Annotated in this window: 17 protein-coding genes; 1 reads left to right on the forward strand and 16 read right to left on the reverse strand. The window is 38.5% G+C overall.

Features of this window, described 5'->3' with window-relative positions; translation table 11 throughout:
- Window positions 1–24: 24 nt before the first annotated feature.
- The 15 genes from OQ267_RS06555 to OQ267_RS06625 all read right to left on the reverse strand — a co-directional run bounded on the left by OQ267_RS06555 (window position 25) and on the right by OQ267_RS06625 (window position 17,440).
- Entirely contained in the window at window positions 25–1,449 is a 1,425-nt protein-coding gene (locus OQ267_RS06555; RefSeq protein WP_265835298.1) for a RagB/SusD family nutrient uptake outer membrane protein, read from the reverse strand.
- Between the two features lie 11 nt (window positions 1,450–1,460).
- The gene (locus tag OQ267_RS06560) at window positions 1,461–4,373 is read right to left on the reverse strand and encodes a SusC/RagA family TonB-linked outer membrane protein (protein WP_265835299.1); all 2,913 of its coding nucleotides are present in this window, start codon (window positions 4,371–4,373) and stop codon (window positions 1,461–1,463) included.
- 289 nt (window positions 4,374–4,662) lie between these two features.
- Window positions 4,663–6,561, reverse strand: a complete 1,899-nt coding sequence (locus OQ267_RS06565) for a 7TM diverse intracellular signaling domain-containing protein (RefSeq protein WP_265835300.1) — start codon at window positions 6,559–6,561, stop codon at window positions 4,663–4,665.
- Between the two features lie 55 nt (window positions 6,562–6,616).
- Window positions 6,617–7,927, reverse strand: a complete 1,311-nt coding sequence (locus tag OQ267_RS06570) for a sensor histidine kinase (protein WP_088299353.1) — start codon at window positions 7,925–7,927, stop codon at window positions 6,617–6,619.
- Between the two features lie 284 nt (window positions 7,928–8,211).
- Window positions 8,212–8,889 (reverse strand): response regulator transcription factor, encoded by a 678-nt coding sequence (locus tag OQ267_RS06575; RefSeq protein WP_088299354.1) that lies wholly within the window; start codon window positions 8,887–8,889, stop codon window positions 8,212–8,214.
- A gap of 81 nt (window positions 8,890–8,970) precedes the next feature.
- A complete protein-coding gene (locus tag OQ267_RS06580) occupies window positions 8,971–10,170 on the reverse strand; it encodes an aspartate aminotransferase family protein (RefSeq protein ID WP_265835301.1) in 1,200 nt (399 codons plus the stop codon).
- Between the two features lie 66 nt (window positions 10,171–10,236).
- Window positions 10,237–10,677, reverse strand: a complete 441-nt coding sequence (locus OQ267_RS06585; protein ID WP_088299356.1) for a hypothetical protein — start codon at window positions 10,675–10,677, stop codon at window positions 10,237–10,239.
- A 2-nt stretch (window positions 10,678–10,679) separates the two neighbouring features.
- Window positions 10,680–11,330, reverse strand: coding sequence for a hypothetical protein (locus OQ267_RS06590; RefSeq protein ID WP_265835303.1), 651 nt, complete (start codon window positions 11,328–11,330; stop codon window positions 10,680–10,682).
- Window positions 11,331–11,363: 33 nt separating this feature from the next.
- Window positions 11,364–11,924 (reverse strand): RNA polymerase sigma factor, encoded by a 561-nt coding sequence (locus OQ267_RS06595; RefSeq protein WP_088299358.1) that lies wholly within the window; start codon window positions 11,922–11,924, stop codon window positions 11,364–11,366.
- Window positions 11,925–12,010: 86 nt separating this feature from the next.
- Window positions 12,011–12,970: a transketolase family protein gene (locus OQ267_RS06600; protein ID WP_265819677.1), complete on the reverse strand. Its 960-nt coding sequence runs from the start codon at window positions 12,968–12,970 to the stop codon at window positions 12,011–12,013.
- Between the two features lie 89 nt (window positions 12,971–13,059).
- Entirely contained in the window at window positions 13,060–13,905 is an 846-nt protein-coding gene (locus tag OQ267_RS06605) for a transketolase (RefSeq protein ID WP_088299360.1), read from the reverse strand.
- Window positions 13,906–13,960: 55 nt separating this feature from the next.
- Window positions 13,961–14,425, reverse strand: a complete 465-nt coding sequence (gene bcp, locus OQ267_RS06610) for a thioredoxin-dependent thiol peroxidase (protein ID WP_265835304.1) — start codon at window positions 14,423–14,425, stop codon at window positions 13,961–13,963.
- Window positions 14,426–14,542: 117 nt separating this feature from the next.
- A complete protein-coding gene (locus OQ267_RS06615) occupies window positions 14,543–16,276 on the reverse strand; it encodes a M23 family metallopeptidase (RefSeq protein WP_265835305.1) in 1,734 nt (577 codons plus the stop codon).
- 3 nt (window positions 16,277–16,279) lie between these two features.
- Complete coding sequence (locus OQ267_RS06620; protein ID WP_088299363.1) at window positions 16,280–16,891, reverse strand: fumarylacetoacetate hydrolase family protein; 612 nt, start codon at window positions 16,889–16,891, stop codon at window positions 16,280–16,282.
- Between the two features lie 69 nt (window positions 16,892–16,960).
- On the reverse strand, window positions 16,961–17,440 hold the full coding sequence (locus OQ267_RS06625) for a T9SS type A sorting domain-containing protein (RefSeq protein WP_265835306.1): 480 nt from the start codon (window positions 17,438–17,440) through the stop codon (window positions 16,961–16,963).
- Window positions 17,441–17,672: 232 nt separating this feature from the next.
- On the opposite strand from OQ267_RS06625, the gene OQ267_RS06630 reads away from it, so the two are divergent.
- Window positions 17,673–19,652, forward strand: a complete 1,980-nt coding sequence (locus OQ267_RS06630; protein WP_088299365.1) for a KUP/HAK/KT family potassium transporter — start codon at window positions 17,673–17,675, stop codon at window positions 19,650–19,652.
- Window positions 19,653–20,006: 354 nt separating this feature from the next.
- Here OQ267_RS06630 and OQ267_RS06635 read toward each other — a convergent pair whose 3' ends face one another.
- On the reverse strand, window positions 20,007–21,956 hold the full coding sequence (locus OQ267_RS06635) for an amino acid permease (RefSeq protein WP_265835307.1): 1,950 nt from the start codon (window positions 21,954–21,956) through the stop codon (window positions 20,007–20,009).
- Window positions 21,957–21,984: the final 28 nt, after the last annotated feature.

The raw sequence follows: 21,984 nt of genomic DNA on the forward strand, positions 1-21,984 counted from the left end.
TTAGGGATTATTTGGTGTGTTGAATTATTTGATGCTTGGATTTCGGTCTACTTCTGCCTGCGGAATCGGGAACAATAACTTCTCAGCGGTAACATTATAATTTAAGTTTGCACCATTACCGTTTTTCTGCGCATTCATAACGGCGATTGCCCTATTTGTTCTTAATAAATCAAACCAACGGTGACCTTCAAAAGCCAGTTCTAAACGGCGTTCCTTTTCAATGGCCAGACGCATGGATGGCTGATCATTTGCCGGAGTGGCGGCCAGATTTACGCGACGACGGATTTCATTTACCAGAGCAGCAGCAGCCGACCAGCCTGATGTACTTAGTTCATTTAAGGATTCTGCTTTGAGCAATTTAATGTCAGCCAGACGAAGAATATAAGAATTCGCTAAATCATCATTGCGGTATTTGTTGATAAACGGATAATTGGATTTGGTCCAGTAATCATCAGACCATCCTTCTGTGCTTACGTTTTTAAAGCTTATGCTGGAATTTTTGCGGATAGCATCACCTTCTGTATCAAAAGCAGCAACCAAATCATTTGTAGGCGTACAAAAGCGTTTCCAGCCTGTACCTACAATTACGCCAGTCATCCAGTTTCCACGGCCATTCGGGCCGCCCCAGCCATCGTATTGCATTTCCCAGATGGATTCACTGTTGTTTTTATGTGCGCCATCAAACAGCTGATCAAAAGATCCCATCAGGTTATAGCCGCCATTTATCGTGGCATCAGCGTATTGCTGTACTTTGCTCCAATCCGGATTTGGTTTTGAAGCATAAACTTTCGCTAAAAGTGCATTAACAATCCCTTTGGTGATCATGCCTTTATTTGGCGCAATGGAACGAACATTTGGTAAGGCAAACTCCAAATCTTTAATAATTTGCGCATAAACCGCTTCTACTGAAGAGCGGGGTTTTTGCATCTCTTCTAAAGAGGTTGGCGAGGTTAAAACCAAAGGAACACCTCCATATAACCTTACCAGGTGGAAATAAAAGTAAGCCCGTAATGTGGAAGCCTCACCTAAAATCTGATTTCTCCTGCCACTGGCATCCAAAGTAGGATCCTGAATGTTTGGAACATTTTCCAAAACTTCATTTGCATTTTTAATATTGGAATAAAGTCCACTCCAGTCGCGGCCAACATTGCCATTCGTTGAATTGGTGGTGAAAAGATCAATCTGGATATTTGCAGGGTTATCACCTCCTGCATAGGCATTATCTGCCGTAACATCACCATTAACCATGTAATCCCAGATGTGATAGTCGTTATACATACCACCATAAACGCCGGCCATTAATTTCTCTGCTGCCGCTGCCGTTGTAAAGGCTACATCTGCAGTAACTTGATTGAAAGGCTGTTTTTCAAGGAAACCTTTTTTGCATCCGCTTTGCAAAGTAATCGCTAATGCTGCGGTTGCCACTAATGAATATATATTTAATTTCATTTTCTTAATCTTTAAAATCCAACATTAATACCGAACAATAAACTTCTTGATTGTGGATAAGTGCCATAATCAACACCCATCGATGGGCCATTTGCTGAATTCATGTTCACTTCAGGGTCCAGCCCTGAGTATTTTGTAAAAGTTAATAAGTTATACCCGGTAGCAAATACGGTTAACTTGCTCATTTTTAGTTTTTCCAATACCGATGAGCTAAAACTGTATGAAAGCGTTGCGGTTTTTAAGCGCAGGTAAGAGGCATCTTCTACAAAACGGCTGGAAGTAAGGGAGTTTTCTGAGCTACTTCTTAATGCTTTTGGAATATTGGTGATTTGGCCTGGCGTAGTCCATCTGTTTAATACGGCTGTTGATTGATTTTTGGAATCGAACATACCTTCGATATCAATTCTAGAGGCATTAAATAATTCACTGCCCTGAACTCCCTGGAAGAAGAAATTAAATCCCCAGTTTCCATAAGTTAAATTATTAGTGATACCATAAATAAATTTCGGTTGTGCAGAACCAATAAAAGTTCTGTCGCCCGGATCTGCCGAGCCCGTAAGGCCATTGCCATTGGTATCTGCATATTGTGCTGCTCCGTTGGACGGATTTACACCTGTAAATACATAACCGTAAAAGCTGCCCAACGGCCTATCCGCTACTACGCGAACAGCATCGTCACGTTCGTAGATGCCGGCAAAGTTTAATGATTGTGTAGTGGCACCTAAATCGGTCACTTTATTCCGGTTGATGGAAAAATTTAAATCCGTAGTCCATTTGAATTGCTCACGATCAAAGTTCTTCGTTGACAAAACAAACTCCAAACCTTTGTTTTCCATCGCACCAACATTATAGGCCTGACTTCCAAAGCCTGATGATGGAGGCAACTGCACGTTAATTAAAAGATCATTTGTCTTTTTTAAATAAGCATCAGCAGTGAAGGTAATGCGGCTATTGAATAGGGTTAAATCCAAACCAATATTGGTTTGCGTGGTTTTTTCCCACGATAGGTTATCATTTGCAGGGTTTTGAAGGTTGTATTCGCCCTGTGCATTTACGTTGTAAAGTTTTAAGTAAGCATAATCGCCAATTCCTTCATCATTACCCACTTTACCCCAGCTACCGCGAAGTTTTAGATCATTGATGGTCTTACTTTCTTTCATGAAGTTCTCACCAGAAATTCTCCAGCCTGCTGAAAAGGACGGGAAGTAACCAAAACGGTTTTCTTTGGCAAATCTCGATGAGCCATCAGCCCTGAAGTTTGAACTGAATAAATACTTGCTATCGTAAGCATAAGTAACCCTGGCCAGATAAGATTGTTTACTCCATTGTGCCCTTTGTGGCACTGTTAAAGCTACTGATGGTGCCGTTGGATTGCCGGATACATCATAAAAACGAGTTAACTCATTATTTTTATATTGATAATCTGAAGATTGAATGGTGTAGCCACCTGTTGCCGTAAAAGCATTTTTACCCACATTTTTGGTGTAATTTAAAATGTTTTCATTTAACCAAACATGGTCATTAGTGGTGTTATCTCTGTAAACGCCTCTTTCCTGACGGCCATAGGTGGTTAAGAAATTGTCAGTAGAATACTTGTAAAAGTTTCGATTAGCATTGGTACTGATCGTTGATTTGAAAAACAAATCTTTAGTGAAGTTAACTTGCGCACCAAAAGCCCCGATGAATCTGAAATTACGGGTTTTGTTTTTAGATCCGAAAGCCAAAGCTAAAGGATTATCCCATCCACCCGCATTCGGGATCGTGGTGTATTGACCATTTGGCTCAAAAATACCAATGGTAGGAGGCGTAGTTAGTGCGCCTAAAATAACCCCTCCACGAGAAACGCTGCTGTTGTCACCAACATCAATAGAATTGCTTGAAGTTAACACCGCATTACCCGTCAATTTTAACCATGAGGTGATGTTTTGTGATCCGTTAAAGTTGGCCGTTAAACGATCCAGTTTTGCGGGGGCAACAACGCCTTTATCCTGCTGATAACCTGTAGAAAAATAATACTGTCCCCCTTTTATGCCGCCAGAAATAGAAGCCTGATACTGGTTTTGTGTTCCTGTTCCAAAGGTTTCTTTCTGCCAGTCGGTATTTTGATTTCCACCAAAAGTAGTGTAACCCAATTCTTTCATCAAACCAATATATTGCTCATTGTTGAGTACATCTTGTTTTTGCCAGAAGTTAGAAAAACCCGTAAAGGCATTGAAAGCCACCTTTAATTTGCCGGCCGATCCCTTTTTAGTGGTAATCAAAACCACTCCATTCGCACCACTTGAACCATAAATAGCCGCTGCAGATGCATCTTTCAAAATTGTCATGGATTCGATATCGTTGGCATTTAAAAAGCTCGCATCTCTGGAAGTCACTCCATCAATGACATAAAGCGGACTATTAGAGGCGGTAATTGATGTATTCCCTCTAATGCTGATGGAAATTCCTGCGCCTGGTTTACCTGATTGTGAACTTACCTGTACACCTGCTGCTCTACCCTGAATAGCTTGTAGCGGGTTAGTGATGGGCTGATTCTCTAGATCTTTTGATGAAACTGACACCACCGAGGTAGTCAGGTCTTTTTTAGTGGTGGTACCATAGCCAATTACAACGACTTCATTGAGTTGTTGATTGTCATCCGACAAGGTAACATTAATGCTGGTTCTGTTATTTACGGATTCTTCTATCGCTTTGAATCCTATAAAAGAAAATTCAAGTATTGCATTCTGTGGTGTAGAAATGGTAAAAGTTCCGTTGTCTGACGTGGATGCACCCTGGTTTGAGCCTTTCACTTTAACGGAAACACCAGGTAAAGGCAGACCTTTCTGATCCTTCACCTGGCCGGTTACGGTAATGTTTTGTGCCATACTCCATGAGATAGCGCCAATAAAAAATACCATAAGCAATGTAAACTTTTTTCTCATAATTTTTGCTTTGTTAATATTATATGAGGTAAAGTTACTATGCAATTCATGTTAAAAGCAAGTATTCTGAAAGTTAATTTTGATATAAGTAATTGATTTTTAGTTGTTTATGTGAATAATGATACGCTTTAATACCGCAATTATTGCAGGTCACTTCAGCCTGATAATCAGTTATTAAATGCAAGGAATGGATATGGCTTCAGAACGATTTTGATACGCTTAAATACCGGTCAAATTATTTTTGCTGATTTACAGTAATAACAAAAATGTGACCAATAAGCACTACTGATTATTCAATTACCAGCTGGCTCCAACCATTTTTTCCACTTTTTTTAAGTGTTTTTTTCCGGTCTTCCATCACTTTTTTAATTCGTGATCCGAAGGTCCAGCAGGTGCTTTGTCTGATGGTTAGTAACTCTGAAAGCTTATGTGAAGAGATTTTTCCTTTTGATGCATAAATCAGGAAAATCATATAGAACGCTTTATTAATGGGAATCCTTGTATTGTGAAAAATGGTGTAGGTTGTAACCGATTCTTCATAACCGCATTTACTGCAGCGTCGGCTATGTAAGATATGGCCGGTAAAATAATGATCATTACTGCATTTTCTGCAGTGGTAGCCATTTTTCCATTTGAGCTCAGCCAAAAATTCATAGCAGGTTTCTTTATCAGGATAGATTTTACTAAACTCTTCAAAATCTACTTCGGTATTCATTACCCGGTCACGGGTTACTTTTTCTACACTGGTTTGTAACTCCTCATTATCCTGCTCCAGCAATACATTCATCCTGGAAATTTCTTCAGCTTGCTTCTGTAATAACATATTGGCTTCTTCCAAAGCCTGGTTTTTACTCTCAATAATTAAGGATTTATGGAAAACATCACGTGTACGTTCTTCTACCTTACTTTCCAGTTCACGGTTAATAGTATCCTTTAAGGTGGCATTAACAGCCATTTGCCGAATAATTTTTTGTTGAGCCTTATCTTTTTTTAACTTCAGAATCCGCACCTTATCGCCGATAGCGAAGGATAGGAAAACCATTTCCATAATAAAACAAAAACTAAGGCTATAATAACTTATTACCCCAAAGTTCAGCCAGTTGATACCCAGCATAATTAAGAACTTAAGCACAAAGCCTATAAATAGAAAGCTATAGCCGAGTACAAAAAAGCGGGCAGGTTTATAGCCATTTTTGTAAATATAAATTCCGGTGAAGAAAGCGACTGAAAGCGGTATAGCTTCTATAAATTTAAAACTGAATAAAGTCTGATCAAAAAGATAACAGTAGAAAAAAAAGATAATCCTTAAGGTGATTATGCCAGTAATTAATTTGTTTATTTTTGGTGCTTTCGATTTAATGAATAACAGTTCTCTAGTAAAAAGCAAAGCAAATATACTGGTGGCACAAAGTGCAAAAGCATAGGCAACCTGATTCCAGGCCGGTGCGTTTGGCCAAAGGTACTGATAAGCAATACCATCGGTACTCATTTCAAAAAAGCCTACACTCAGATTGTACAGTACATAATATAGATATTGTTTCTGCCTGATGGCTACGTACATAATCAGGTTGTAGAAGCTGAAAACCAGAATCATGCCATAAAAAATACCGAAGTAAAAGTATTCATCAAGGGCATAGGAAATGAACCATTCCGCACTTCGTAATACAATTATAATATCTGAAATCTGAGATGATTTGATCTTGAAATAGTAGGTCTGAATACTGTTTCCATTATTTTTAATCGGAATTTCAAAATTTTTATGGTTAATCAGCCTTTTGCTGAAATCATATGCATCACCAAGCTTTTTTTTCTGATATTTGCCGTCAGATTGTGGAATAAATGCGGTAACATGATCGATGGTCTGATCAAAAAATTCCAGTAAAAAGGGTTTCTCTACTTTTTCATTCTGCCTGATTTTGATCCTGAACCAATAAGTTTTATGGAGATTTTTGGTTTGAGGTGTGCTGGTAATACTGGCCTTAAAAAGTTGCTCAAATGCCTTACTGCTGATCTGATTAAATTCGAATTGACCGGCAGGATCTTCCAGTACTTCAATTTCTTTGAACGTAAAAATATGCTGTGGTACCGATTCCTGTATGGCTACAACTTTTTGTGCAAATAAATTCGACGCACAACAGAGCAAAAAACTGAAGATCAGGAGTAATGCTTTTTTAAAGGATACAGGCATAAGATGCAAAGGTACAAATTTGTAGCTGGCCGATACAGATATAGTGCTGTTTAGATTATACCTGAAAAATTAAGGAGATGCTGGTGCCCTGTTGTTCAACAGATTTAATTTCGACATCAATTTTATGAAAACTGGCTATACTCTGTACAATGGCGAGGCCCAGGCCAAATCCGTTTTCTTCTGTATTTCCTCTTTTAAAACGATCGAAAGCATTGGCCACTAACTCCTCGCTCATGCCTAGTCCACTGTCTGAAATAGTTAATACATATTTTTGACCGGTGAGTAAACCTGTAACTGATAATTCTCCACCTTCCCGGTTATATTTAATGGCATTATTAATAATGTTCATCAATAATGTATGCATCAGGGCCTTATTTCCGATAAGTTGGTAATCATGATTTAAATTAATACTGTATTTGATTTTTTTATCTATAATTCTGTCTTCCAGGTCTTCATAAATGTCGCTGAGTTCCTGTGTCAGGCTTATTTCTTCCGTTTTCAGATATTGATTGTTTTCTACTTTCGAAATTAAAAGCAGGCTGTTAATGATCACCTTAAGCCGGTTCAGGGTTTTAATGGAAGCGTAGATTTTATTTTCATGCTCTACCGGAATTTCAGGTGTGTTCAGCATGTTCTCGAAACGGGTACTTAGAATAGAGATTGGGGTTAATAATTCATGTGAAACATTCGCGATAAACTGCTTTTCGAGTGCAAAAAGCGTATTGATTTTTCGCATGAGTGTATTTACACTGTTATCGAGCATTTTAAAATCCTCAGTAGTGGTGGGGATATTCTGGTAATTATAATGCAATGGATCATCAACCTTATTGATTTTTTTATCGATGATCAGGTAAAAAGGTTTGAGTAAATAATTTGAAAAGGCATAGTCCGCTATTAAAGTGATCAAAAGGGCAATAACCAATACTATTAGCGTATAAAAGCGAATGGAATTTTTAATTGACTGTAATGTAGTCATGGTTTCGCCAATTTCAAGATTATACCAGTTGGTGTGGTAAGAGAATTTATAATTCAGAATCCGGTAAACTTCAATATTGCCTTCAATTTCACGCCTCTCTGTGTAAACAGTTGCTGACGAGTCCTTTTGGTTGTCAGGAATATCCTGTAAAACAATAAACTCTTCTTTTAATATGTTATAATCGGTAAAGGAATCCTGATTATTAAGCAAGCTATCAATCTCACTGTCGGTCAGGTTTTTGATAATCTTATTCTTTTTTTTGATCAGTCGGTTATCCAGTTGATTGTAGGCCAGTTTTTCCAGTGAAAACAAAATGGCAGCGCCTAAAAGCAATATGATCGCAATTTTAGTGACTGCATTATATAAAGAAAACTTAACCTGTAATTTCATGGGGTGTTGGTTAGGTATTTTATGTGAAGGTTAGGTTAGAGTTAGTGTTTAGAACGGTTAGTTATTCATGTTGTATCAGATTGATAAGATATAGAATTGTTTAGGTGTTGAGCGTCAAAAAGGCATTAATCGTATAAATTTAAAGTTTAGTAATCACATTATATCTTTTCAACTCCAGTTTATCGCCTGATCATAATAAACTGCGAACAGCCAATTGAAAGCTTTTTCTGCGGTCTTGAAATACTAATCCGCTAACCAATTTTATTACCTTATCATCTTTTCGCTTAACAATTAATCCTGTATCCGATACTTCTTACCGTTTCAAACCAGTCTATATTTGCGGTTGCAGCCAGTTTTTTACGTAAATTTTTAACATGCACATCAACAAAATTAGAATCAGAATTGACTTCTAATATATCGCCCCATACATGTTCAGTTAAGCTCATTCTGGAAACCACACGGTTTTTATTTAAAACGAGGTAGTTGAAAATTTCAAATTCTTTTTTGGTTAAGTTCAGGCGTTCTTCTCCAAAAGAAACAGTACGATTTTGAATGCTTAACAGGAAGTTATGAATGTTAACCTCATTTTTCTCCAGTTTATGTTTCCTCCTGGTGATGGCATGCATGCGGGCTAAAAGTTCATTTAATGAAAAAGGTTTGGGTAAATAATCATCAGCACCTTCATCCAAACCTTTGATACGGTCATCAACCGCACTCCTGGCTGTTAAAATAATCACGGCATCATCGCGGTCTTTCATTGCTTTAAGCTGTTTCAGAACCTCAAAGCCATCGCCGTCTGGTAAACCTAAATCCAGCAGAATAAAATCGTAGTTGTTCACGAAGATCTTCTCTTCTGCAGATGATTTTTTCCAGGCATGTTCTACTATAAACCCTTCTTTGCTCAGAAATTCATCCATTTCAAGCGCAAGGCTTTTTTCATCTTCTACTATTAAAACATTCATTTAGTATCCAGTATTTAGTATCAGGTATTAAAACTTTACGAAGAATATCATCGCTTGTCTGTTAACTTTAGTCTTTCCGCTTTAAGCTTTTTGTTCGAGAACTAAGTTAATATTTTTAAGGATAATGTTACAGGCTTCCTCAATTTCTGTTTTAGTGATGATAAGGGGAGGGGCAATACGCATCGAATTGCTGCAATGCAGAAACCAATCGGATAGTACACCATCTAAAATACAGGCATCGATGATTTTTTTATTCATTTCGAAACTTTCAAATTCAACTGCCAGCATCAGGCCTTTTCCTCTGATTTCTTTTATGGCCGGGTGTTTTAAAAGCGATTTGAATAGTTGACCTTTCTCTTCTACTTCATCCACAATGTTATTGTCGACTAAAGTGCTCAATGTCGCCAAACCGGCTGCGCAACACACCGGATGTCCACCAAAGGTAGTCATATGCCCTAAAATCGGGTTATGCGATAGTACAGACATAATTTCCAGCGAACTGATAAAAGCACCGATTGGCATGCCGCCACCAATTCCTTTTGCCAGCAGCAACACATCGGGTATAACGTTATAATGCTCGAAGGCAAACATTTTACCACTTCTACCGAAACCTGATTGGATCTCATCAAAAATAAGCAAGGTTCCTGTTTCCAAGCATTTTGCTTTTAATGCCTGCATGTATGCGAGGTCGGCTACGCGGATGCCAGCTTCTCCTTGAATGGGTTCAATAAAAACAGCTGCAATTTCCTCTGTTATCTTAATTAAATCGGCCATATGATTATGTCTGATAAAGCCGACATGCGGTAAAAAAGGCCCATAGCCTGATGAATAGAAATCACTTTCCATTAAACTTTCTGCACCTTGGGTACTGCCATGATAAGCATTTTTGCAGGCAATAAAGCCTTTTCTTCCCGTATAACGTTTAGCTAACTTCATGGCGCCTTCAACAGCTTCGGTACCGGAGTTCAGAAAATAAGTGCAGCTTAAACTTTCAGGAAGAACCTCTGCCAGCGCTTTAGCGAAATTAACCTGGGGTGTCTGCACATATTCACCATATACCATCAGGTGCATATAGGTTTCGGCTTGTTGCTGAACGGCCTTAACCACAGCCGGATGACAGTGGCCAACATTGCTCACACCAATACCTGCAATTAAATCTAAATGCTTTTTGTCTGATGAATCGTAAATATAAACGCCTTTTGCCCGTACAAATTCGAGCATAAGCGGTTCGGGAGAGGTTTGTGCATTGTGTTGTAAAAACAACTGACGTTGAGTAAGCATGCACAAAAGTACGGAAATACAATAGCCTTTAAAACAAAAAGACCTGCATCGCTGCAAGTCTTTAATCTAATTTTTCTGTCCGCCTCTAAATTTATTAAGCAGTTCACGCTTAAATCCTTCCTGCGCCCGATAAAATTTTCCAACGATTTTGATCGGTAGCTTGGCTTTTAATTTACTATAATACTTTTTATCCAAATTAAGATCTCTTTGCTTAAAATCAAATTCGCTCGTAATCAAACTTTGAACCTGAGCATCAGTAAGATTATCTATTTCATTTACTTTTCTGAAAGAAATCATCTTTTGCATGCGTTCTTTGCGTAAGGCATTTTGCTCGCTCTGCATATCATTGTAAATCGGCCAGAAGATTTTTGCTTCATCTGGCGATAAATCAAGTTTTTGGGTAAAATAAGCTATTTTAAGCGATTCGATTTCTTCACTTTTAGGTCTTTGAGCCAAAAGCGTAAGGGGTAAAAGGAATATTAAGGTACTGAATACTAAGTTTTTCATTATTAGTTATTTAATTCATGAGATAGATCACTCGAGGAGAAATTGCTCAATAAATAGTTTTCCATTTCTGTATCTGACGCAGAAGTATTATTTGCTGATGTGGTATTCTGAGTTTCTAAATGTTCTATAATGGTACTTTCATCAATATCATATAGCAGTTGTTCGCTCGAAAGCTCTGCAGATTGGGTTTGCGAAGGTATTGATGATGCATTGTTTTGATAAAAATATGCACCAAATGACGCCATCAAAACGAAACAGGCTGCACTGGCATACTTCAAAATGTTTCGTCTCCAAAGAGGAACAATTTTTGCAGCTTTTTTAGGTTGTTCAGCAGCTATTCTTTTAGTAATTCTATGCTTTAAACCTTCAAAATAGTGTTCAGGAACTGAAAATGAATCCTCGGCTTTTGGCAGTGCTGATATCTTGATATTTGTTTCAATCCGTTCGGTGAGGTTTTCAAAATAATTTTGTGGAACCTCAAAACCATCACCGTTTAATTCTTTATTTAAGCCATCGATGAAGATAGCAGACTTCACCCTGTCATCTACACTTTCGAAATATCCGTTTGGAATGTTGAATGGATTGCTTTCCGGCATTGCTGCCAGTACAGGAGCATCCTTTTTCCAATCGTTATTTTCTATATTTTCATTCATCACAGATATAGGATACAATTTGAGTGAAAAGGTTTAATAATCTATTTCATCATTTGTAATAAAAGCTTCAATTTTTTTTGCAGCAATATGGAATGATGCTTTTAACGCCCCAACTGATGTGCCCAGTACTTCCGAAATCTCCTCATATTTCATGTCTCCAAAATATTTCATGTTGAAAATCAGACGTTGCTTTTCGGGCAGGGTAAGAATGGCTTTTTGCAACTTTAATTCTAATTTATCTCCATTAAAATATGAAGAAGCTACGAGATTTTCAGCCAGTTCTGCAGAAACCTCATCCAAAGGAGTATTATTTTTTAGTTTTTGTTTATTGAGGAAAGTGATGGATTCATTTGTGGCAATGCGATAAATCCAGGTATACAGTTGCGAATCGTTTCTAAATTTATCAATATTCTTCCACACCTTTACAAATACCTCCTGTAATAAATCGTCACAGTCATCATGGTTGAGTACCAATCGCCTGATGTGCCAGTAAATTTTCTGCTGATATTTTTTTAATAGTAAATTGAAAGCTTCATCGCGGGTTTTCTCGACGGCAAACATTTCAAGAATTTGCGAATCTTCAATTGGTTTCATCGAGGAATATTAGTATTTTTTACTAAAAAGGCACCAAGACCACCAAGTTTTTCTTCGCGTTCTTCGTGCCTTTAAAGTGACTTAATTTAAGCTTTTTTTCTGTCAATTACCTTTTTAACTGCTTCAACAATGTTAACTGCATCTAAGCCGTATTTAGACATTAACTGATCAGGTGTACCACTTTCGCCAAAAGTATCATTTGTAGCTACAAATTCTTGCGGAGTAGGTAATTCGGTCGTTAATAAACGCGCAACACTTTCACCTAAACCACCAAATTTATTGTGCTCCTCACAGGTTACTACGCAACCTGTTTTTTTAACCGATTTTAAAATGGCTTCATCATCCAATGGTTTAATGGTGTGGATGTTGATGATTTCTGCATCAATGCCCAGTTCAGCCAGTTGTTCACCAGCTTCGATGGCTTTCCATACCATATGGCCTGTTGCAATAATGGTTACATCAGTTCCTTCATTTACCATCCAGGCTTTACCAATCTCAAACTTTTGATCAGGATCTGTAAATACCGGAATTACCGGGCGGCCAAACCGTAAATAAACAGGACCTTCATATTCTGCGATAGCCATAGTTGCGGCTTTGGTCTGGTTGTAATCGCATGGATTAATCACCACCATTCCCGGCAACATTTTCATCAAACCGATATCTTCCAGGATCTGGTGGGTTGCACCATCTTCACCCAAAGTTAATCCGGCATGTGAAGCACAGATTTTAACATTTTTGTTAGAATAAGCTACCGACTGACGGATCTGATCGTAAACGCGACCTGTAGAAAAATTGGCAAAGGTTCCGGTGAAAGGAATCTTACCATTAATTGTCATTCCGGCCGCAATACCAATCATATTGGCTTCTGCAATACCCACCTGTGTAAAACGCTCCGGAAAATCTTTGATAAAAGCATCCATTTTTAGCGATCCAACTAAATCGGCACATAAGGCAACCACGTTTTCGTTTTTCTTTCCTGCCTCATGTAAGCCAGCACCAAATCCCGAACGTGTATCTTTTTTCTCTGTATATGTGTATTTTTTCATTTTGTTTTTAGATATGAGATATGAGATTTTAGATAGGAGATCATGCAACAATTAGTCTTAAATCTCCTATCTATGGTCTCAAATCTAATTTAATAGTCCCCTAAAGTTTCTGGTAACTGCGCCAATGCTGAGGCCAGTTGCTCATCATTTGGGGCCGTACCGTGCCATTTATGCGAACCTACCATATAATCAACACCTGCACCCATTTGTGTACTCATTAAATTTAAGATCGGTTTACCTTTTCCTGTTAAAGTTTTAGCATAATGCAAACCTTCCACAATAGCCTGCATATCATTACCATCAGTATTGATTACATGCCATCCGAACGCTTCGAATTTTGCCTGTAAATCGTCTAACGCAAGTACTTTACTGGTTGGGCCATCAATTTGCTGTCCGTTATAATCCACAGAAGCAATTAAATGATCTACTTTGTTAAACGGCGCAAACATTGCTGCTTCCCAGTTTTGGCCTTCCTGTAATTCTCCATCACCAAGTAAGGCAAAAATATGAGATTGATCGCCATTTAACTTTTTGGCTAAAGCAGCACCAATGGCTACTGATAATCCCTGACCTAATGATCCGGATGCAATACGGATTCCAGGTAAATGCTCATGTGTGGTTGGGTGACCCTGTAACCTGGAATCCAGCTTACGGAAAGTGGCCAGTTCACTTTTATCAAAATAGCCGGCATGTGCCAGTGTACTGTACCAAACAGGAGAAATGTGTCCGTTAGATAAGAAGAATAAATCTTCACCAACACCTTCCATGGTAAAATCTGTTTTATGGTTCAGTACTTCAAAATATAAAGCTGTAAAGAAATCAGCACATCCAAGCGAAGCGCCTGGGTGTCCAGATTGACATCCGTGAACCATTCTAACGATATCTCTTCTGATTTGTGAGGCAATATCTTCTAGCTCTTTAATTGTATGTTTCATTAAATACGAGGTTGTTGTTCATAGCAAAGTTAATATTTTACTTGCTATATTATAATTAGTTATTGATTAAATCGAGTACCTGTTGAGTTGAGTTTTTAGTGTCAACCTTTTTAATTATATGGGCAATTTTACCCTCACCATCTATAATAAATGTGGTACGAACAGTGCCCATATATTTCTTTCCGTACATGTTTTTTTCAGCCCATACACCATAATCTGTTACAATTTTCTGCTCGGTATCGGCCAGTAAGGTAAAGGGCAGGTTGTGCTTGGTAATGAATTTTTGATGTGATTTTTCATCATCTACACTAACACCTAAAACCACAATGCCTTTGGCTTGCAGCCCCTGATAATTGTCTCTGAAATCGCATGCTTCAGCTGTACAGCCCGGTGTGTCATCCTTGGGGTAAAAGTAAAGCACTACGGTTTTACCCTTAAAATCATTTAGTGAAATTTCATTTCCGCTTTGATCCTTTGATGTAATTGCTGGTGCCGGATCACCTTCTTTTAATTCTGCCATATATAAAATGATTGAATTTTGATTAATATTTAAATTTAATGCTGCAATGTAAACAGTTTAAATTAGTATCCTGTTCGCGATCTTTTAAAAGATGACATTTTAAAACATTTGTACCATCTATTTGGAAAAATGTACCGTGTATCTTCTTGTGTTATCTTTCATATCGGCCACCACGAGTTCGAAGGTATGCTTACCGGAAGTGGTTCGCTCATCAAAGCTGTGCCAAAGCGTCGCGGTTTTCGCATCAAACTCCATGAGAATCCATTTACCATCCAGGTAACCATTAAAACTTTTAATGCCAGACAAATTATCACTGATCCTGAAGTTCATTCTTGATAGACCTGACATGCTTTTTCCTTCGATGATGTTGATAGGAGAAATTCGTGGTGCAATGGTATCAACAGCAATGTAAAAACTTCCAAAGTTTCTAGGTGTTGCTTTTACGAATCCATTATCATAAGATCCTCCCTGTGTCGAGCCATTTGAATTGAGGATAAGTGCTTTTGACCTTAAGTTCTCCGGAAGCTGATCAGCCTTAATCCATAAATCAAACCCAATGTGAAGCGGGGTATAACGGTTATGAATTTGATGGACAGCAGACCACGCATTTCCTGCCGGCTTCGGAAGCTTTTTATAAACAAAGTTTAAATCATTATATAAGGTTCCTTTTGGGAAAACTACTTTAATGTCTTCTGTATTAAATTCATTCATTTTCCCATAGGGATAAATTATGCCTGATGGAATAATAGGTGCCATAATTGGTGCACTTCCTGCATTTACGGTAAAAGGTAGAATGGACGCATTCCCTTTAGCATCTGTAATGATATACCGAAGCTGATGTGCGGCGCCGTCGTTGAAATTAATTTTTCCGCTGTTCACCAATCCGCTGTAAATTTTTAAAGGATTTCCGGGATCGACAAAACTTTTCTGAATACTTCTTTTCGTATTCAGGTATGTGGGGTAGTCAATATGCGAATTAATCGCCTTGCTGTTTTCAAAAGCAAAACGTTCCAGCGCAGAAGTATAGATCATCTTCCCATCCATTTCCAGCTGAATAGAATACACCCCATTGGTGCCAGATGCACCATTATGTCGGTCTGTAGTCACTAATCCAAATCCAACTTCGCCCGTTAAACTAAGGGGGGCAACAGTTTTATAATTGCCATTCGCGCCTGTAATGCCAATAGCTTGTTTGGGTGTAAATTCATTAAATGTTTTGCCGTTTAAACGGTAAACGTATAATCCATGAATAATAGGCGGGATGTTATCTGGAATGATAATGCCGAAAAATTGTGGATTAATGGTTTCTTCAGTTTTGGTATCTCTGATTTCAAAATGTAAATGCGGACCGCCAGAGCTTCCCCGGTTACCAGACCAGGCAATTACTTCACCTTTATGTACAGGAATCAATGTGGCATCGGGAAATTCATCAATCTCAAATGATTTTTTCTCATATTCCAGGTTTTTTACAATCGCAGCTATTTTTGGTGCAAAACGTTGTAAGTGCCCATATACGGTAGTGAAACCATTCGGGTGATTAATATAAAGCGCTTGTCCGAAGCCACTGTTCTGAACCCTTAACCTGGAAATATAGCCATCCGCAACCGCATAAACAGGATAACCTTCGCGTTGATTGGTTCTGAAATCCACGCCCGAGTGAAAGTGATTGCCTCTTAGTTCGCCAAATGAACCCGCCAGGGCAGGAGGTGCAATGTCCAGTGGTTGCCTGAAATCCGTAATGGGATATTTATTATTGCTGAATATCTGCTGCGCATGAAGTACATTAACGGTGATAGAACAACAAATAAAAAGTGAGAGGTTAAATAGATGCAGGATCGGTTTTTTAATCATTCCTTATTTAACTTCAAAATTCAAAAGTTGTTTGCCATTCAGCCATGCGGCTAATTTATCACCCTGATGAACTCGGCCAACACCTTCAGGTGTACCTGTAAAAATCAAATCACCTTTTTTTAAAGTGATATACTGCGATACAAAACTGATAATCTTCTCGAAAGAGAACAATAAATCTTTAGTGTGACCATGCTGACGTGTTTCGCCATTAATTTGCAATTCGAAGTTCATCAGGTATAAATCTTCAAAATCGCTTTTGGGCAAAAAGATACTTACCGGCGCGGAATGGTCAAATCCTTTCGCCAGTTCCCAAGGCAGGCCTTTTTCTTTATGTTTGCTTTGGATGTCCCGGGCTGTAAAATCAATTCCCAGGCCAATCTCGTCATAATAATTTGAAGCAAATTTTTCGGCAATATGCTTTCCTTCTTTGCAGATTTTCAGCACTACTTCAAGCTCATAATGGATATCATCTGAAAAATCGGGCAGATAAAAAGGTTTGTTATCTTTTAATAGGGCCGTATCAGGCTTCATAAAAATCACGGGAGTAGTGGGAACCGGATTATTCAGTTCTTTGGCATGTTCGGCATAATTCCGTCCGATGGCTATAATTTTCATCTCTTAAAGGTAAGGTGTGTGCAGTATGAGATTGCCCATACCTTTTCAAAAATAGAAAAGAAAATGATTTTATAAAACTGAGATGCGCTTTACCTGGCTTTCTGACCCTGCGGTTACCCTTAAAAAGTAAATGCCAGCATTTAAACGGCTAGGGATTGCAAAGCTTTTGGTTTGCTCTCCTGCATTTAAGCGTTCGTTTGCAAGGGTGACTACTTCATTGCCCAGCAAATCAATAATTTTGATTGTTGTCTGGGTGCCATCTTTACCAATAGATAAAATAATATTTAACTGATCTTCAACAGGATTGGGATAAATTTTGACTACCGTAAGTAATTTGTCTTTGTTAGTTGCTACGGCCGGACTTTTAGTAACACTGGAGTAGGTATGGTAAACCCCTGAGTATCCAAACGATCCGAATATGGGTTTGTAAGGTTCGATATTGGCTTTGATTTCAGGAATTCTGATGGCTTTTCTGGTTTTGTTTTTTAAGCTAAAATGAATGCTGTCAGTTTGTTGCGACCAGGAATTTAAACTACACAACAAAACCATACACCCTGTGCATACAAGTTTTGTGAGTAACGTTATCCTAGTGTAGAGTTTCATCAAATTGCTGAAGCAAATGTATTAATTTTAAACAAAGAAATTAAACATTTTGTTTGAAAGCGATATTTTAACACAATTTAACAATAATATACATTTTTGATCGTGTTAAAAATACACAATAATTTGGTTGTTAATTTGTTATACATAGTTTACTTTTGCCCCACTAAAAAAACATAAAGTGTCAAATCATAAAAATGTTAATGCATTAACCGCCGGTGGGGTTCTGATTAGTTTAGGAATCGTATTTGGAGATATTGGTACATCGCCGCTCTATACACTTAACGCAATTTTTAAAATCATACTGGGGGTTAAAGACGGTGTAATTAACCATCCGGGTGCCATTACGACTGATGTTGTTTTAGGCGTACTATCCTGCATTATATGGACACTGACACTCCAAACCACCATTAAATATGTTATTATTACCTTAAGGGCTGATAATAAAGGAGAAGGTGGTATTTTTTCACTCTTCTCTTTGGTAAGGAAAAAAGCCAAATGGCTTGTGGTACCGGCTATTATTGGTGGCTGTGCTTTACTGGCTGATGGAATTATTACGCCGAGTATTACGGTAACTTCAGCTATAGAGGGTTTAACGAGTAAATTTGATGTTCCGGTTATTCCGATCGTATTAACCATTTTAACCATGCTGTTCATCATTCAGCAATTTGGAACCAATTTGGTTGGGAAACTATTCGGACCGGTTATGTTTGTGTGGTTTGCCATTTTAGGGGTTATAGGAATTACCTTTATCATCAAAGATTTTAGCATTCTGAGGGCTTTAAATCCATATTATGCAGTGCATTTATTGGCTAACAATCACAATGCATTTTATATTTTAGGTGGTGTATTCTTATGTACAACCGGGGCTGAAGCCTTATATTCTGATCTTGGTCACTGCGGAAGAAATAATATCCGTATCAGCTGGATCTTTGTAAAGCTTACCCTGATTCTTAACTATCTGGGGCAGGGTGTTTGGATTCTGCAAAACTCCGCTAATTTCATGCCTGGCGCAAAAATGAATCCGTTCTTTATGATTGTGCCTGAACAGTTTCAGATCGGCATGGTGATCCTGGCTACAATGGCAGCAATTATAGCTTCTCAGGCTTTAATTAGCGGCTCATTTACCCTGATATCAGAAGCTGTACGTTTAAACCTATGGCCAAAAATCCGGATTGTTTACCCTACGGTTTCAAAAGGCCAGTTATATGTCCCTTCTATCAACTGGATGTTATGGATTGGTTGCTGTGGAATTGTTTTGTTATTTAAAGAGTCAGAACGCATGGATGCAGCCTATGGTTTATCCATTACCATCGCTATGTTAATGACCACGATTCTGGTGAGTTTTTATCTGCGCAGCAGGCGGTTTCCTAAATATTCCATTTTAATTTTCTTCCTTACTTACATTGTAATTGAGGGAACATTTTTAGTGAGTAACTTAACCAAATTTGTGCACGGCGGATGGGTGACGGTATTTATCGGATCTTTATTATTTACTATTATGTGGAGCTGGTTTGTGGCCAGAAAAATTAAAAACCGTTTTGTAAAATATGTGGAGATTGAAGATTATTATCCGATTTTAAGCGAACTGAGCAGTGATGAATCTGTTCCGAAATATTCCTCACAACTGGTTTATTTAACCAGCGCAAACTTTAAAACGGAGATTGAATCCAAGATTATTTATTCCATTATCCAGAAGGAACCTAAGCGGGCAGATGTGTATTGGCTGGTTCACGTAGACGTGATGGATGAGCCTTATACCATGGATTACAAAGTGGAGTTTTTAATCCCCGGTAAATTAATCAGGATTGATTTCAGACTGGGCTTCAGGGTAGAGCAACGGGTAAACCTGCTTTATCGTAAAGTAGTGGAAGAGCTGGTTAAAAATGGGGAAATTGATATTACCAGTCAGTATACTTCTTTAAACAAACATAAAATTGCCGGCGATTTCAGGTTTGTATTGCTGGAGAAACACCTGTCTAAATTCACCAAACTGAGTTTCTATGAACGCCAGATTATGGACTATTATTTTATCCTTAAAAAGTTAAGTTTATCAGAAGAACGTAGTTTTGGACTGGACAGCAGTTATGTAGATGTAGAGAAAGTTCCGTTAATATTTGTAACACCTGATGATATTGAGTTGAACAGATTAGCGGTATAATGATCAGGAACTTATTGATTGTATTGGCTGTTTTATTATTTATTGCCGGGCCAGCCGCTAAGGTAAATGGTTTAGCACATAGTGAATATTACCTTATTCTTTCTGGAATAGGATTGATAGCATTAACTGTTTTTGTGTTTAAAAAGCGGTGATAACGTATGCTATCCAATGAAAACTAAAGGACCTGTTTTCGGTTGGTGAGTCACCAACCGATAGGGGATTTTCTTATCGGTCATGTGTCTCCACAGACCGAAACTGATTTCATTATGATAAAGATCGGCGTATGATACCTGTTCATGAGGAGTAAACCGATAGCGGACACTTTCTCATCATCAGTATCTTATTAGAAATAAATTAAACTTCAGGATGTGCCAGTTTGCTATGCCTGTATCCATATGCAAAGTAAACGATCAGTCCGATAACCAGCCAGATTCCAAAGCCAATCCAGTTGGATATGCCCAGTTCACACATCATGTATAAGCAACTGATTAATCCTAAAACCGGAATCAGGGATAGGTTTTTAGTAATGCAATAATACGAGATGACCACGCAGATGATCAGAAAAATCCACATCGGGATCTTATGTTTAAACAAACTCCAGCCTGTTTCATATTTCTTATCAAAAGAAACCTTTGATGCTGCAATAAACTGCTCGTAACGATTACCCGGTAAAGCACTGAGGTATGATTCTGCATCTACTTTTTCCGAAAGGATAATTTGTGGCACAGCATCCTTAACAATTTCTTCTTTTACCATCTGCAGTTCCTCACCCTTTAAAGAGGTGACAAAATTTACAGTAGTAACCGTTTTTGGAGTATTAAAAAAGAAGGCACTGGTTTCCTTTGGAAATTGAATAAAAGCGAAGGCCAATGCAGCAATGAACGCAACAGGAACAATGAATTTACTGTTAAGATAGGGGATTTTGAATTTACCACGCTGCACATCAGGGCGGTTTTGTAATACCAGCACGCCGGCACATACCAGCACAAATGCGAACAACGTACCTATAGAACAAAGATCGGTTACGATGGTTAAATTCATGAAAAGTGAAGGAACTGCGACTACGAAGCCTACTACAATGGTTGCAAAGGATGGTGTTTTATATTTTGGGTGAATTTTAGAAAATGATTTAGGTAATAATCCATCCCTGCTCATACTCATCCAGATTCGGGGTTGTCCCATCTGAAATACCAAAAGTACACTGGCCATGGCAAAAACGGCACTTACGGCAATGATTCCGCTCATTAGCTTTAAATCAATCTGATCAAATACGAAAGCCAGTGGATCGCCAACGGCAAGGGTATCTGATTTTACAATTCCGGTGAGTACAAGTGCAATTGCAACATATAAAATAGTGCAGATGATGATGGCCCACATCATTCCGCGGGGTAGATCACGCTGCGGGTTTTTACATTCTTCTGCAGTGGTAGAAATGGCATCAAAACCAATGTAAGCAAAGAAAACGGCCGATACTCCTTTTAAAATTCCCGACACCCCGTTTGGTGCGAAGGGATTCCAGTTTCTGGTATCAACATAGAAAATACCAACCGCCAGTACCAGCATAATCACCGCTAATTTTACCACTACCATGGCATTGCTGGCATTTCTGCTTTCCTTCATACCCCTGTAAATTAACCAGGTGATTAATATAATGATACCTAATGCCGGGAGATCAGCCACTAGGTGAAAACCTCCAATTTGGGGTGCGGTAAGCCATGCGTTATTTGCTAAGGCGGTAGCGGGATCCAGGGCAGCAATATTTTTACCAGCTGCCCGTAATGCTTCGGCATGTTCGTGTCCGTTATAGGCACTTAAGTAATCCATTGTTGCCCAGTCGGGTATATGGATCCCATCAATACCCAAAAAAGGAATTCGGATGGTAGAAAGTAATCCCGTAAAATAATCCGACCAGGAAATTGCCACCGTGATGTTTCCGATAGAGTATTCCATAATCAGTGACCAGCCGATAATCCAGGCGACCAGTTCGCCGAAAGCAACGTAAGAATAAGTGTATGCACTTCCTGAAACGGGAACCATAGATGCAAATTCTGCATAGGCGAAAGCGGCAAAACTACAGGCAACGGCTGTAAAAATAAATAGAAAAATTACTGCTGGTCCGCCATCTGCACTGGCTTTGCCTATGGTACTGAAAATTCCGGCACCTATAATCGCAGCTATACCAAATGCGGTTAAATCCCGTACCCCCAGTGTTTTGTGAAGTGTATTTTCATGATCGCCATAGCCTCCTGCTGCATCCTTTAATATCTTTGAAATAGATTTCTTCCTGAATAGCTTTTCGAACATTTTTATTTGCTTGTAGTATTCTTCAAAC

The sequence above is a fragment of the Pedobacter sp. MR22-3 genome, assembly GCF_026240075.1.
Lineage (GTDB): Bacteria > Bacteroidota > Bacteroidia > Sphingobacteriales > Sphingobacteriaceae > Pedobacter.

What these genes read in the sequence shown, in the direction of transcription:
- OQ267_RS06565 (WP_265835300.1), bottom strand. Translation starts at nt 6,561, where the DNA reads ATGCCTGTATCCTTTAAAAAAGCATTACTCCTGATCTTCAGTTTTTTG.
- OQ267_RS06555 (WP_265835298.1), bottom strand. Translation starts at nt 1,449, where the DNA reads ATGAAATTAAATATATATTCATTAGTGGCAACCGCAGCATTAGCGATT.
- OQ267_RS06625 (WP_265835306.1), bottom strand. Translation starts at nt 17,440, where the DNA reads ATGGTTTTGTTGTGTAGTTTAAATTCCTGGTCGCAACAAACTGACAGC.
- OQ267_RS06615 (WP_265835305.1), bottom strand. Translation starts at nt 16,276, where the DNA reads ATGATTAAAAAACCGATCCTGCATCTATTTAACCTCTCACTTTTTATT.
- OQ267_RS06600 (WP_265819677.1), bottom strand. Translation starts at nt 12,970, where the DNA reads ATGAAAAAATACACATATACAGAGAAAAAAGATACACGTTCGGGATTT.
- OQ267_RS06635 (WP_265835307.1), bottom strand. Translation starts at nt 21,956, where the DNA reads ATGTTCGAAAAGCTATTCAGGAAGAAATCTATTTCAAAGATATTAAAG.
- OQ267_RS06585 (WP_088299356.1), bottom strand. Translation starts at nt 10,677, where the DNA reads ATGAAAAACTTAGTATTCAGTACCTTAATATTCCTTTTACCCCTTACG.
- OQ267_RS06575 (WP_088299354.1), bottom strand. Translation starts at nt 8,889, where the DNA reads ATGAATGTTTTAATAGTAGAAGATGAAAAAAGCCTTGCGCTTGAAATG.
- OQ267_RS06595 (WP_088299358.1), bottom strand. Translation starts at nt 11,924, where the DNA reads ATGAAACCAATTGAAGATTCGCAAATTCTTGAAATGTTTGCCGTCGAG.
- OQ267_RS06560 (WP_265835299.1), bottom strand. Translation starts at nt 4,373, where the DNA reads ATGAGAAAAAAGTTTACATTGCTTATGGTATTTTTTATTGGCGCTATC.
- bcp (WP_265835304.1), bottom strand. Translation starts at nt 14,425, where the DNA reads ATGGCAGAATTAAAAGAAGGTGATCCGGCACCAGCAATTACATCAAAG.
- OQ267_RS06590 (WP_265835303.1), bottom strand. Translation starts at nt 11,330, where the DNA reads ATGAATGAAAATATAGAAAATAACGATTGGAAAAAGGATGCTCCTGTA.
- OQ267_RS06580 (WP_265835301.1), bottom strand. Translation starts at nt 10,170, where the DNA reads ATGCTTACTCAACGTCAGTTGTTTTTACAACACAATGCACAAACCTCT.
- OQ267_RS06620 (WP_088299363.1), bottom strand. Translation starts at nt 16,891, where the DNA reads ATGAAAATTATAGCCATCGGACGGAATTATGCCGAACATGCCAAAGAA.
- OQ267_RS06570 (WP_088299353.1), bottom strand. Translation starts at nt 7,927, where the DNA reads ATGAAATTACAGGTTAAGTTTTCTTTATATAATGCAGTCACTAAAATT.
- OQ267_RS06605 (WP_088299360.1), bottom strand. Translation starts at nt 13,905, where the DNA reads ATGAAACATACAATTAAAGAGCTAGAAGATATTGCCTCACAAATCAGA.